Source organism: Pseudomonas sp. FW306-02-D09B (assembly GCF_058782685.1).
On record NZ_JBYSXY010000003.1, the window covers coordinates 1 to 13,520 of the forward strand.

At 58.7% G+C, this 13,520-nt stretch carries 13 protein-coding genes; 2 read left to right on the top strand and 11 right to left on the bottom strand.

Annotation, left to right across the window (positions count from 1 at the left end):
• Positions 1-153 precede the first annotated feature (153 nt).
• The 5 genes from AC3WK5_RS06695 to AC3WK5_RS06715 all read right to left on the bottom strand — a co-directional run bounded on the left by AC3WK5_RS06695 (position 154) and on the right by AC3WK5_RS06715 (position 5,075).
• Positions 154-525: a DUF6124 family protein gene (locus tag AC3WK5_RS06695; RefSeq protein ID WP_103315426.1), complete on the bottom strand. Its 372-nt coding sequence runs from the start codon at positions 523-525 to the stop codon at positions 154-156.
• A gap of 516 nt (positions 526-1,041) precedes the next feature.
• Positions 1,042-3,036 (bottom strand): multinuclear nonheme iron-dependent oxidase, encoded by a 1,995-nt coding sequence (locus AC3WK5_RS06700; protein ID WP_103315427.1) that lies wholly within the window; start codon positions 3,034-3,036, stop codon positions 1,042-1,044.
• 16 nt (positions 3,037-3,052) lie between these two features.
• The gene (locus AC3WK5_RS06705) at positions 3,053-4,213 is read right to left on the bottom strand and encodes an aKG-HExxH-type peptide beta-hydroxylase (protein ID WP_103315428.1); all 1,161 of its coding nucleotides are present in this window, start codon (positions 4,211-4,213) and stop codon (positions 3,053-3,055) included.
• Between the two features lie 14 nt (positions 4,214-4,227).
• Positions 4,228-4,704 (bottom strand): GNAT family N-acetyltransferase, encoded by a 477-nt coding sequence (locus AC3WK5_RS06710; protein ID WP_103315429.1) that lies wholly within the window; start codon positions 4,702-4,704, stop codon positions 4,228-4,230.
• Between the two features lie 113 nt (positions 4,705-4,817).
• A complete protein-coding gene (locus tag AC3WK5_RS06715; RefSeq protein ID WP_054596042.1) occupies positions 4,818-5,075 on the bottom strand; it encodes an Os1348 family RiPP precursor in 258 nt (85 codons plus the stop codon).
• Between the two features lie 618 nt (positions 5,076-5,693).
• Here AC3WK5_RS06715 and AC3WK5_RS06720 point away from each other — a divergent pair.
• The gene (locus AC3WK5_RS06720; protein ID WP_103315430.1) at positions 5,694-6,956 is read left to right on the top strand and encodes an OprD family porin; all 1,263 of its coding nucleotides are present in this window, start codon (positions 5,694-5,696) and stop codon (positions 6,954-6,956) included.
• Positions 6,957-7,105: 149 nt separating this feature from the next.
• Entirely contained in the window at positions 7,106-8,005 is a 900-nt protein-coding gene (locus tag AC3WK5_RS06725) for a polysaccharide deacetylase family protein (protein ID WP_103315431.1), read from the top strand.
• 38 nt (positions 8,006-8,043) lie between these two features.
• Here the strand turns inward: AC3WK5_RS06725 and pcaC are convergent, their stop codons facing one another.
• The 6 genes from pcaC to pcaH all read right to left on the bottom strand — a co-directional run bounded on the left by pcaC (position 8,044) and on the right by pcaH (position 13,509).
• Complete coding sequence (gene pcaC / locus AC3WK5_RS06730) at positions 8,044-8,436, bottom strand: 4-carboxymuconolactone decarboxylase (RefSeq protein WP_054596039.1); 393 nt, start codon at positions 8,434-8,436, stop codon at positions 8,044-8,046.
• Positions 8,437-8,446: 10 nt separating this feature from the next.
• Positions 8,447-9,247, bottom strand: coding sequence for a 3-oxoadipate enol-lactonase (pcaD, locus tag AC3WK5_RS06735; RefSeq protein WP_103315432.1), 801 nt, complete (start codon positions 9,245-9,247; stop codon positions 8,447-8,449).
• A 12-nt stretch (positions 9,248-9,259) separates the two neighbouring features.
• A complete protein-coding gene (locus AC3WK5_RS06740) occupies positions 9,260-10,621 on the bottom strand; it encodes a 3-carboxy-cis,cis-muconate cycloisomerase (protein ID WP_103315433.1) in 1,362 nt (453 codons plus the stop codon).
• A 49-nt stretch (positions 10,622-10,670) separates the two neighbouring features.
• Positions 10,671-11,966: an MFS family transporter gene (locus tag AC3WK5_RS06745; protein WP_103315434.1), complete on the bottom strand. Its 1,296-nt coding sequence runs from the start codon at positions 11,964-11,966 to the stop codon at positions 10,671-10,673.
• Between the two features lie 270 nt (positions 11,967-12,236).
• The gene (pcaG, locus tag AC3WK5_RS06750) at positions 12,237-12,803 is read right to left on the bottom strand and encodes a protocatechuate 3,4-dioxygenase subunit alpha (protein ID WP_103315435.1); all 567 of its coding nucleotides are present in this window, start codon (positions 12,801-12,803) and stop codon (positions 12,237-12,239) included.
• Position 12,804: 1 nt separating this feature from the next.
• Positions 12,805-13,509, bottom strand: a complete 705-nt coding sequence (gene pcaH, locus AC3WK5_RS06755) for a protocatechuate 3,4-dioxygenase subunit beta (protein WP_103315436.1) — start codon at positions 13,507-13,509, stop codon at positions 12,805-12,807.
• Between the last annotated feature and the right edge of the window lie 11 nt (positions 13,510-13,520).

Consider the following 13,520-nt stretch of genomic DNA (forward strand, 5'->3'; position numbering starts at 1 on the left):
GTAGCAGGCCCAATTCAGGGCCGCTTCGCGCCCCAGCGGGAGCAAGCTCCCTCGCCACAACTGCGGATATGCCTGAAACATCGGTTTAAGTGAACAGCATTGCACCATTTGGTGGGCTTTTTTGTGGGCTGTGTCCCGCGTAGGAGCCTGCGCCTACGTCGGTTCAGGTGGATCGAGGTGGTCCAGTGCGCGATTCACCGCCAGCTCGGCCAGCGAGATCATCTGTTGAATCGCCAGTGCGGTATTGCGTTTGGGGCCTTCGAGGTCGAACGCCAGATCGCTGGCCATGACATTGGCCGAGGCGAGGGTTTCGCAGGCGTGGGCCAGCAGGGTTTCGCTGTCGACGTCGGGGGCAATGACAAAAATGCAGCCGGGGCGTCGGTCGGTTAACAATGCCTTGGTCTCGGGCAGCACCAGGTAATGATCGAGCGCACGGTGCGCGGCGGCGTGGAGTTCTTTTGAGTCGAGGGAGGCGTAGGGAGAGGTGCTTTCGGTATCAGGGGGATTGGGAGTGGCTTTGAACATTGGCTTAGCTCTCTTTGAGTGAGGCTGCAACCTGTTCGCGACTAAACGAATGGGTGGCGGCTGTACGCAGGTTAGTCGACCGACGAGCTAAGAAATCGGCGCGCCCGAGGGCGCCCTGCGCACAGCCACCATCAAGTGCAGGGATGGGATACCTGACTGATTGGCACTGATGCGACTTAGCTACGACGGGCGACTAAACCCGATCACTGATGGGCAGTGACACGGAAACAATAGAGGCGACGACCAAGGCGCACAAGCCGGCGGATTCTGGCGCAGGTGTAGGCCGTGACGCAAGGCGCTGTAGCCTCTGATGGACACTGCGTGACCAAGCTTAAACACCCGTCGTAGCAGCTGCCGAGCCCGCGAGGCTGCGTTCGGCTGCGAAGCAGTCGTAAAATCATGCAACACGTTTTTTCAGACGTACCGCGTATACAGGATTTGCGAGGACTGCGTCCTCGAACGCAGCCTCGCGGGCTCGGCAGCTGCTACGGATGCGTTAGGCTGAATCACCGGTTTTTAGGGGGAGGCAATTTCAAATGCCCCCCCAACCCCATTGACCAGAAACACCGGCTCTTCCAGATAATTGAGTCCCAGCCGGTTTTCGAACAGTTCATCGCGTAACGCTGCCGTAGTGAAACAACCCAGCCCCAGGGCGGTGGCCACCAGTGAAAAGGTCTGACTCAGATGCCCGGCATCCATCAACGCCACTCGCAGTGCCCGGCTGAACTCGTACTTCCAGGCCATTCGCTCGACCCGCGCCGTGGACACAAACACTGCCGCTGCATCCTTGATCCACGGCTGTTCGCCACAGGCTTCGCTGATCCAGACTCGCGGGTCTTCCCGTGACAGCAGCTCGAGCCCGTGGCGGCGCACCGAATAGTGGTAAAGACCGCGTTCGAAGCCTTGCACATTCATCAGCACCGCATACACCTCGGTGCCCTGCAGCGAACCACCGGCCGGTGAGGTTTTCTTCAGGAAATAATCGCCCATGCGGTTCTGTTCCATGACCGTCGCGCCCCACGTGTAGTAGAGCAACAGGGACAATTGCTGCGCGCTCAGCGGCTGGTCGCTGAAGGTTCGCGACGTGCGGCGCTCGCACAGTGAATCGAGCAATGTCGATTGAGCGATCACGCTGGAAGGCGCCAGCAGCGGGTTTTCCAGGGCAACGAAAGGATGGGAGAAATAATCCTTGAACGCCGACGGCTGACGTCGCGCCGAGGCCTTTTGCTCAAGCTGCATTTCCAGATCGCTGACACTGATGTAGGGCGTGTGCGACCCAGTCCGAGTGCTCAGGTAAAACTCCAGCGCCGCGTCCCAATGGGCCCAAAGGCTGGCCGGGTGGCTACGTTCAACGCAAGCGCCAGTGTCGGATGGCGTCTCGACCGGCTGCAGGACACCCTGGCTGATCAGTTCCCGCAGGAACGCCAGGTTGTCGTCCTGCTCGGGGCTCTGCAAAACACCCGGCAGCAACAAGGCACTGCCCAGTGTCTGGGGAGTCAGGAAGTGGCGCAGCAACGGCAGAAACATCACAGCGAATTCCAGACTCAGGTCCCACTGCCGATCGCGGATAAAAAACGATGCCGAGCCGACGCTGAGCCAGGTGCTTTCCCTGAGTTTCAACAGGGTTTGCGCCCCCTGCTCGAGTTGCGTTTGCGGCTCTTGCCGGGCAAAACCCCGCCAGAACAGGGCTTTGGGCTGAAGGGACTTGATGGCCGTGATCAAGGTCAACAATTCCGCATCATCGGTTTTGCGGGAAATATCCCACTCAAGGGTGATCGCTTTCACCGGCGATGAATCAAACAAATGACGCAAGATGTCCCAATCCCGCCGTGGATGGCCGGTATGTATTTCAATCAGCCGGTCCAGCGGCAACGAACGCAAATAGTTGTTCAGGTCATAACCCAGGGTTCTGGCGGTCGCGATCGCGCTGTCGAGGTCCAGCAGAAAGCCCGAGTCACTGCGCTCCACCACCCGAGAGATGAACGCGCCTTCAGATTGCTCTTGTGTATCGTGCAACGAAAACAACCGCGGCGCGTTTTCCAGTACCAGCAGCGTTGCCGTGAGGTCACGCAATTCAATGGCGTTGGCCACCACCGTGTCAGCCACCTCTTGGGCCAGGGTCGGCAAAATGAAATGCTGAGTGTCGCCTCCGTGAAACCGCGACCAGGAAATATGCTCGGCCAACCAGGGCGAGCGGGTTTTCTCGCACAGCCGCCGAGTCATTTTCAGAAACTCGCGGTCCATCGCGATGCCCACACTGCCCAAGGACAAACTGGAAGAATGCAGCAAGCTCGGTACTTGCGCACCGAGCTCAAGCAGACGCGGTTCCAGAATGCAGTGCGTCGGCTGAAACTCGACGTAATCGAAATGCGGCAAGCCCTCGGCGAGAATCCGTTCGACGGTCGGGTCGAGCCCCTCCTCCGATAACTCATCCTGAGGCGTGTGCCGTGGCAAATGGTATTCCAGCCCGACGCCGGCCTCCGGAAATTGCGAAGCATCAAACATCGCCATGTCCGCCTCCCTGGCGTCAACCGGTCAGGCCCAGCATGCGTTTAGCCCCCGCCGCAGCGCCCGATATCGCCAACAACGCGGCGTGTTGAGTTTCCAGCGCCCTGACTTCTTTGATCAGGTTTTCCAGCAGTTGGCGGCCTTGAGGGGTGAAATCCGCGCACGCTTCGAAATCGGGCGACGCCTTGATCAAGCCTTGCAGGATGAACACCAGGCGTTTTTGTGCCCGCTGCAGTTCATGAGACGAGCGCGAACGAACCCGCTCCAGGTATTTGACCAACGCGACGTACACGAAAAACGCATGGAAATAGCCATAGAGGTCGCGCTTCTGCCCCGACCACGGCAAGGTGAACAATGCCTCCCGCGAGGTCTCATCCCTGACGACCGGGCACACTTCGACAATGTTGTAGAGCAACTGATGAGTGGCCTCATGCACCAGCGACTCTTCCAGGTCGAGAATCGAATCATCCCGGTTCGAGATGAGGATGATCCCGGTGAAGCGCGAAGCCGAGCAGCTTCGAAATGAACCATCGGGCAAATAACATATGGACTTGACCAGTTTTCTAAACTGCTCGCGACAGGCGGGCCACGAGTGTTCTATCCGCAACAGCGCAATATTCACCACATCGCAAAAGAAACTCACGGAATGACCATGACGCTCCAATTGCTTACGGGTCGCTTCATCTTCCGGAAATTCATAACTGGGAGGCGCTACTTTCGTCACCAACGGATCAACATTAAAACGATACACGGGCGGGCAGTAATCATTCATGTGAACACTGTCGTTCTGTTTCACCCGCGCCAGCATCAGTGGGAACTCGATCAACATGCGCTCTAACTCATCGGTATTCGCCGCCTTTTTCGTGATAACCAGGTTGGCATAATGAGCCGTCAATACACTCCACACTTGAAACACCGGATCATTAATAATCACGCGCTGCTCGCGGGTCGGCGGCACAATAAGATTGAATGCCTGCTCGAAAAACTCCGCCAACTGCGGAGCATTGGGAAACAGTTGAAAAAGTTCGGTGTACAGCGCCACAAAACTTGTGTAGCGATTTCGACTGACACGTTCCAGCAATACGTCAAATCGTGAAGGATCCGTGTCCGGCAGGAATGTCGTGCCCTGAAACAACTCGTCATCGGATAGCTCACGCAGACCACTGTTCCCGATTTCCATTTTTCAACCTTCCCTTAGGTAGGCGGCAACGGCTTCGCCATCGTCAGACTGGCGATGCCATACCCTGATTGTTCATAAAGACGACGCGCCGCATCGTTGCGACCAAAGACATGCAGTCGCACTTCTTCGCATCCCGCCTGGCGTGCCCATGACTCGAGGGCCAACAGTGATTGTTTCGCATAACCCTGGCGGCGCTCTCCAGGGTCAATGTAAATATCCAGGATGAAGGCACTCTTGCCGGCACCGGTGTGTCGCTCGGCGACCCACAACTCGCCAATACGACGCTCCTGATCCTTGAGCACCCAGAGTTGGTTTTTTTCAGTCAGTCGCCCTTGCGGCAACAACTGCTCGAAGACACTGCGTGCCCTTTGCGAGGCCTCCTCATGGGCCCACTCACCCGAGACGACCATACCGTCACCATATTCAGCAACGGCTCTTTCGGCGAACGTTGCAAAGTCCGCGTTATCCATTGGAGCCAAGGTGACAGGCATGAGTCATTCACTCCGCGCTCGACCGCTGTGCCTCATGACACTTCATAAAGCCATTCGGCGTACCTGCATGAAAGACCCACCTTTCGGGGTACGCCAAATGGCATCACCGGCCGTTAATCCATGCGCGCTTGCTGTTGCTGGGTATCAAATATGGCACGCGTCCCCAGATTACTTCGAATACCGGCAGAGGCAGCCGACAGTTTCGCAGCATCAATGCCTTTAACCGCTGCAATTTCATCAGCACTTAGATGCACACCAATATTTTTAGCTGCCGAGGCAGGATCATTGTGAAGTGCATCGGCAAACCCCGGATCCAGCACCGCACGTCCAACAACCGTGGCCAAGGTTTGCTGATTGACTTTATTGCTCATGGTACTTCTCCTTGTTATTTCGGCACGACGAAAAATGCACCCCTGACGAAGCATGTAACTTTCCCTCGCCCGTCCTGGGGACTTTGAATATAGCAAGACCACTGCTCTTTTCCAGCCATCCCCACGGCTCCCTTTAAACCGTTTCACGATAATCGATAACACCGTTTCTTAAGGTTAACTGGCGATTATCGATAGTCGTTTAATGACAACAAGAACTGTAGGAAAGCGCTTACAACCAAAGTAATAGGCCCTTCTATTTAATAGCCACTGGACAGCAATGCGTCATTAATAGAACACACAGGCAGACACCCATTATTGCCCCGAATAACTATGGGATTTAATTAACAATGCTTCATACCGCTGGTGATCCGACAGACGTCGATTTGTGTTCGATTATCGCCCAAAACCCGGTACGCCCGATTGAATCCCGCCCTTGATCCCCCGCACCATTCCCCACCTACAAGAACCAATAACAACAGGTCCGGCACCATGACTGCACACCCTACCCGCTCCGGCTGATCTCTCCCGTTCGTTGACCCGAATTCGAATTTTTGTCTGCAACCCCTTGGTTGCGGCTGCGTCCTGCTTCATCCCTAACAATTAGAGAGACCCGACCTCATGAAGCCTTCCACCTGTGCAAAACAGCTTTTGCCGACTCTATTGACCACCGCACTGGTCAGCGCAGCCCTCCCGGCGCTAGCCGAAGAGTCAGGCTTTCTAGACGGCGCCCAGGCCAACCTGAACCTGCGCAACTTCTACTTCAACCGCAACTTCACCAATCCGACCCATGCGCAGGGCACAGCGGCAGAATGGACGCAAAGCTTCATCCTCGATGCCAAATCCGGGTTCACCCAGGGCACTGTCGGTTTCGGCATGGACGTATTGGGCCTGTACTCGGTGAAACTCGATGGTGGACGCGGCACTGGCGGGACGCAGTTGCTGCCGCTGGACCACGATGGTCGCCCCGCCGATGATTTCGGACGTCTGGGCGTGGCGTTCAAGGCGAAGCTTTCCAAGACCGAGTTGAAAGTCGGTGAGTGGATGCCGGTGTTGCCGATCCTGCGTTCGGACGATGGGCGTTCGTTGCCGCAAACGTTTCGCGGTGGCCAGATCACCTCGAAGGAAATCGACGGCCTGACGCTCTACGGCGGTCAGATGCGCGCTAACAGCCCGCGTGACGACAGCAGCATGAGTGACATGTCGATGACCGGCAAACCCGCCTTCACCTCCGACCGTTTCAACTTTGAAGGCGCCGAATACAGCTTCAACGACAAGCGCACGCAAATCGCGGTGTGGAATGCCCAGCTCAAGGACATCTACAGCCAGCAATTTATCAACCTGGTCCACACCCAGCCACTGGGCGACTGGACGCTGGGCGCCAACCTTGGCTTCTTCTATGGCAAGGAAGATGGCAGCGCACGGGCCGGCGACCTCGATAACAAAACCTGGTCCGGGCTGTTCTCGGCCAAATATGGCGGCAACACCTTCTATGTCGGCTTGCAGAAACTCACCGGCGACAATGCCTGGATGCGGGTCAACGGCACCAGCGGCGGAACGTTGGCCAACGACAGTTACAACTCAAGCTATGACAACGCCCGGGAAAAATCCTGGCAACTGCGCCACGACTACAACTTCGCTGCCCTCGGCATTCCTGGTCTGACCCTGATGAACCGCTACATCAGCGGTTCTAATGTGCACACCGGGACCGTCACCGACGGCAAGGAATGGGGCCGCGAGAGCGAAGTCGGCTACACCGTGCAAAGCGGCAGCCTGAAAAACCTCAACGTCCGGTGGCGCAACTCGACCATGCGCCGGGACTACAGCAACAATGAGTTCGACGAAAACCGCCTGATCGTCAGCTATCCGATCAGCCTGCTCTGAAGCGATAAAAATACCGCGAGGACATGAACCGTTCAGCACCGTTATGCTCCTATGGAGACTTCCATGGGAGCGACGGTTGGCGGCGTGGTGAATAACCGCGCACCGACAGTCTGCATTCGTCCTGATCTGTCGTAGGCCAAAGCAAACACATGAAACTGATCGCTGCTGTCTTATCCGTCCTTGCCGTAACGGTCGGCCTCAGCGGCTGTATCGGCCCGCCGATCGAACTGACCCCGAAGACCGAGCAGATTCTGCGCTCGACCCCGCCGATCCGCTTTTTGCTGACCTTCGACGATGGTCCAAGCGCGTCCAGTTTTTTCAATCCGACCAGTGCCGTTCTCGACGTGCTTGCCAACAACCCGATTGAGCCGGGTATCAAGGCGGTGTTCTTCGTGCAGACACAAGCCCCCCGGGCCGGTGGCAGCGAACTGGGCAAAACAATCATGCGGCGTGAACATGCCGAGGGCCAGACCCTGGGCTTCCACACCGCCACGCAGTGGCATACCAATCACCGCTCGCTCTCCCCGGAAGAACTCGAACAGTCGCTCACCCAAGGCTCTGCGGACATTGCGGCGATCACCGGCAGCACGCCGGTGCTGTTGCGGCCGCCGTTCTGGAATTACGACAAACGCACCTTCGCCGCGTATCAACACCATGGCTTGCATGTATTGCTGACCGACCTGAGCGCCAATGACGGCAAGATATGGGGCTTCAATGGCAGCCCGCGCCGGCGCTCCAACATGCTCAGGCAAATGTCCGAGGTGCGCGAACGGATTGCGGCTGGTGAACTGCCGACAGTCGACGGTGTTATTCCAGTGGTGGTGACGTTTCACGACCTCAATCGCTACACGTCCTGGCATATGGGGGAGTATCTACAGATTCTGCTCGACAGCGCCCGCGAGACCGGTGTGACAACCGCCGCCAAACCGTTTTACGACGACCAGGCAGCCGTGCAACGGGCCGCCATGGCCCGCACCGTGCGCGATGCCAACCAACCGGTGCATTTGCCTGGCGTGTGGAGCTGGTTCTGGGACAGCAACTCTCATTGAGGCATTGCGGCCCTGACAGTCGTGTCAGGGCCTGATTACTACTCGCGCGATTCGACGCCCAACTCATCCCACACCGACTCGGCCAGGTGGAAGGTTGCATTGGCCGCCGGGATGCCGCAGTAGATCGCGCTCTGCATCAGCACTTCCTTGATCTCGGCGCGGGTGACGCCATTGTTCGCCGCGCTACGCAGGTGCAGTTTCAGCTCTTCGTTGCGGTTCATACCGATCAGCATGGCGATGGTGATCAGGCTGCGGGTGTGGCGTGGCAAGCCTGGGCGGGTCCAGATGTCACCCCAGGCGTGGCGGGTGATCATGTCCTGAAACTCCGAATTGAACTCGGTCAGGGTCGCCAGGCTGCGATCGACATGAGCATCGCCGAGCACCGCGCGACGCACTTGCATGCCGTCGGCGTAACGTTGTTTCTCGTCCACAAATCGCTCCTCAAATAGACTTTTCAGCCAACAAAAAACTCAGCACCCGGTCACTGAACGCGCAGCCGGCCTGAACGTTGGACAAATGGGCGGCGTAGAACTCAGCGTACTCGGCGCCTCTCACCCGCTCTTGAATAAAGTGCCCGCCGGAAGGTGGCGTGACCGCGTCTTCGGTGCCAGCGATGACCAGGGTCGGTACCGTGATCGATGCCAGTTGCTCGCGGAAATCGGCATCGCGTACCGCCGCGCAATTGGCGGCATAACCTTGCGGTGAAGTGGCAGCGAGCATGTCGGTGATCTGCTTCGCCACCGCCGGATTGGCTTGGGCAAAGTCCGGGGTAAACCAACGGGCAATCGATGCATCGCGCAGTGCGACCATCGCTGCCGGACCGTCGCGCAGCACGGTTTCGATCCGCGGGTTCCACACAGAAGGATCACCGATCTTTGCCGCGGTATTGCACACCACCAGTTTGTGCAGACGCTCGCCAGCGTTGATCCCCAACCACTGACCGATCAACCCGCCCATGGACAGACCGCAAAAATGAGCGCGCTCGATGTTCAGGGCATCCAACAATGCCAGCACGTCACGACCCAACTGCTCGATGCTGTAAGGCCCCGGCGTCACCAGCGAACGGCCATGACCGCGAGTATCGAAACGCAGCACCCGAAAGTGTTGGGTGAACGCCGGAATCTGCGCGTCCCACATGTGCAGGTCGGTGCCCAGCGAGTTGGACAGCACCAGCACCGGAGCGTGTTCCGGACCGTCGAGTTGGTAGTTCAGTTCGCCATCGGCGAGTTGTACGAATCCCACAGAAATTCTCCTTCAGGCAGTCAGGGCAACATGTTCGGCCAGCGCACGCTCAACCCAGGTTTGAGCCTGACCAAGGTAGTGCGCAGGGTTCATCAATTGATCGAGTTCAGCGCTCGAGAGCTCGGCAGTCACCTGTGGCTCATCACCGAGCACCGCACGTAAATGCCGCTGCTCGGCCACCGCGCGTTTGCAGCACAGCTCCAGCAGATGGTGGGCTTTGTCGCGACCGATCCGTTGGGCGAGGACGATGCTCACGGCTTCGGCCAGCACCAGGCCTTGGGTCAAATCGAGGTTCTGCGCCATGCGCTCGGCGTCGACCTCCAGCCCTTCTGTAATTAACAGCGCTTGCTGCAAGGCACCGGACACCAGGCAGCAGATTTCCGGCAGGGTTTCCCACTCGGCATGCCACAACCCCAAGCTGCGTTCGTGCTCTTGCGGCATGGCGCTGAACAGTGTCGACAGTAATCCGGGAACACGCGTCGCAGCACCAATCAGCACCGCCGCGCCCACCGGGTTGCGTTTGTGCGGCATGGTCGAGGAGCCGCCCTTGCCTGGTGCCGAAGGTTCGAAGACTTCCGCCGCTTCGGTCTGCATCAGCAGGCTGATGTCGCGGCCCAGCTTGCCGAGGCTGCCGGCGATCAGGCCCAGCGCTGCGCCGAACTCCACCAGCCGGTCGCGTTGGGTGTGCCAGGGTTGTTCCGGCAACGTGAGGTGCAGCTCCTGCGCCAGCGCTTCGGCAATCGGCATGGCCTGCTCGCCGAGGGCTGCGAGGGTTCCGCTGGCACCACCAAATTGCAGCACCAGCAGGCGCGGCTTGAGTGCGTGCAGACGCTGCCGACTGCGCGTCACCGCCCCCAGCCAACCGGCGATTTTCATCCCCAGCGTGACCGGCGTCGCATGTTGCAACCAAGTACGTCCGGCCAGTGGCGTGACCACATGCCGTCGGGCCTGGATCGCCAATGCTTCGCCGAGTCGCGCCAGATCGCTGTCGATCAAGTGCAGCGCCTGGCGCAATTGCAGCACCAGCCCGGTGTCCATCACATCCTGACTGGTTGCGCCCAAATGCACGTAACGTTCGGCGTCCTGATCATATGCGGCGATCTGCTTGCCCAACGCCTTGACCAACGGAATCGCCGAGTTACCGGCAATCGCAATCGCCTCGCCAAGGGCCGTAAAGTCGTAGTGCTCGGCCCGGCAAGCCGCCTCGATCGGGGCAACGGCAGATGCCGGAATCAGCCCGACTCGCGCCTCGGCCCGAGCCAATGCGGCTTCAAAATCGAGCATGGCCTGAACCCGGCCCTGATCGCTGAACACCTCGCGCATATTTCGAGCGGTGAAATAGGCATCGAACAATTGATTGCCCGGTCGTTGCATAGGGAATTCCTTACGCGGCGCACACCTGCTTCAGGCGCGCGCCGACAAGTCAAAGATCGTGTTCCAGATACGCTGCCTCTCTCGGCAAACGCAGGCTGAAGAGGAAAGCGACCGCCATCATCGCCGTCACGTACCAGTAGAAGGAGTTTTCGATACCCACCGATTTCAGGCTCAAGGCCACGTACTCGGCCGAACCGCCGAAGATCGCATTGGCCACCGCGTAGGCCAGGCCCACCCCCAGCGCACGGACTTGCGGCGGAAACATTTCGGCTTTCACCAGACCGCTGATCGAGGTGTAGAAACTGACGATGGCCAGTGCCACGGTGATCAGCCCAAACGCCAGGAACGGGTTGGTCACCGACTTCAAGGTCAACAGAATCGGCACGGTGAACAGTGTTCCCAGGGCACCGAACCAAAGCATCGAGTTACGCCGGCCGATCTTGTCGGCGAGCGTGCCGAACAACGGCTGCATGCACATATAAAGGAACAGTGCGCCGGTCATGATGTAACTGGCGGTCTTGGCGGGCATCCCGGCGGTGTTCACCAGGTACTTCTGCATATAGGTGGTGAAGGTGTAGAAAATCAGCGAACCGCCGGCGGTGAAGCCGAGCACGGTAATAAAGGCAGCGGTGTTGTTCCTGAACAACGCGGCCATGCTGCCGGCATCCTTGTCTTCGCGCATTTCCTTGCTGGTGGTTTCTTTCAGCGAACGACGCAGGAACAACGAAATCAATGCCGCTGCCGCACCGACCACGAACGGAATCCGCCAGCCCCAGGCACGCAGGTCGTCCTCAGTCAGGAACTGTTGCAGGATCACCACCAACGACACGGCCAACAGTTGGCCGCCGATCAAGGTCACGTACTGGAACGAGGCGAAGAAACCGCGCTGGCCCTTGAGCGCGACTTCACTCATGTAGGTCGCGGTGGTGCCATATTCACCGCCCACCGACACGCCCTGGATCAGGCGAGCCACCAACAGCAGGAGCGGTGCCCAGACACCGATGTCCTTGTAGGTCGGCAGGCAGGCGATCAGCAATGAGCCGGCGCACATCATCAGCACCGAAATCATCATGGAGTTCTTGCGCCCGTGCTTGTCGGCCACCCGGCCAAACAGCCAGCCGCCGATGGGACGCATCAAAAACCCTGCGGCGAACACTCCGGCGGTATTAACCAGTTGCACCGTGGGGTTGTCGGAGGGGAAAAACGCCGGGGCAAAATAGATCGCGCAGAAGGCGTAAACATAGAAGTCGAACCACTCGACCAGGTTGCCGGAAGACGCCCCGACAATTGCAAAGATCCTTTTGCCACGCTCTTCAGCGGTGTAGAGACTGGTTATTGTTGTCATGGTTTTTCACTCGATGGGGACAGAGAGAGTCTAGACATACTTTGCAACAGCCCCGCTCCACAGAACAAACCCCGAAGGATCAACAATCACCGTGGCGAGGGGGCTTGCCCCCGCTGGCTTGCGAAGCGAGCCCAAATCCTGCGAACGAGATCTGTCGGATAGAACGCGTTCGCAGGTTTTACGACTGCTTCGCAGCCGAACGGGGCGGTACGGCGTTCCGACAAGCCCCCTCGCCACAGCAAGCTCCCTCGCCACAAAAGTGCGGTGAACTCAATAATCGAAAAACACCGTCTCGGCATCGGTGCCCTGCAGGATCACGTTCCACTGCAACGCGCCCGTACCATTGGCTTTCGCCATCAAGGTCGTGCGACGCTCTTCTGGCACGCAGGCCAGCAGCGGGTCGCTGGCGTTGGCCGGCTCACCCTCGAAGTAGATCCGCGTCAGCAAGTGCTTGACCAGGCCACGGGCAAACACCAGCACCACCAGGTGCGGCGCCTGCGTGCTGCCCTTAAGGCCCTGCACGGTCCCCGGTTTGATGGTGGTGAAACGGAATCGCCCTTCTGCGTCCACCGGCACTCGGCCAAACCCTTCGAAATTCGGGTCCAGCGGTTTGTCTTGCTCGTCTTCTGGATGGTCATACTTGCCGGCGGCATTGGCCTGCCAGACTTCCAGCATCGCGTCGTTGACGAAATCGCCGTTGCCATCGACCACTTGCCCGGTGATCGTCACACGCTCGCCGAGGGTTTGTTCAACGGTCAGGTTTTCACGGTTCAACCAGGTCAGACCGATGTGGTAATACGGCCCGACCGTGTGGGACGTCGTCGCGTTCAGCGTCATCTTATTTCTCCATCGGCGTGGCATCGCGGCCGCGCAAAACGATATCCCAGCGATAACCGAGGGCGTAGGACGGGATGGTTTTTTCCAGATCGAAACTGGCGATCAAGCGCTCTTTGGCGCTGGTATCAGGTACACAGTTGTAGATCGGGTCGTAGGCCAGCAACGGATCACCGGGGAAATACATCTGCGTAACCAGACGGGTCAGAATGCTCGGCCCGAACAGCGAGAAATGGATATGCGCGGGGCGCCAGGCATTGTGGTGGTTGCCCCACGGGTAAGCACCAGGCTTGATGGTCTGGAACTGGTACCAGCCATCGGCGTCGGTCACGGTGCGGCCGGTGCCGGTGAAATTCGGGTCCAGCGGCGCATCATGCAGGTCGCGGTCATGGTTGTAGCGGCCAGCGGCGTTGGCCTGCCAGATCTCCACTAAAATCCCCGGCACCGGCAGGCCGTTCTCATCCAGCACACGGCCGTGAATGATAATCCGCTCACCCAATGACGCGCCCTGATGCTGGGCGGTCAGGTCATTATCCCGTTCTTGCAGAGACTCGGCGCCAATGGTCGGGCCGGTGATTTCCGACAATGAGTGAGGCAAAAACACCAACGGCTTGGACGGCGAACGGCGATTGGTCGATTGATAGGCCGGATGCAAATATTCCGGCTGGGTGCCCGCTTGCGGGCGACGGTAACCAGGCTTGTCAGTCATGAAACCTCCTC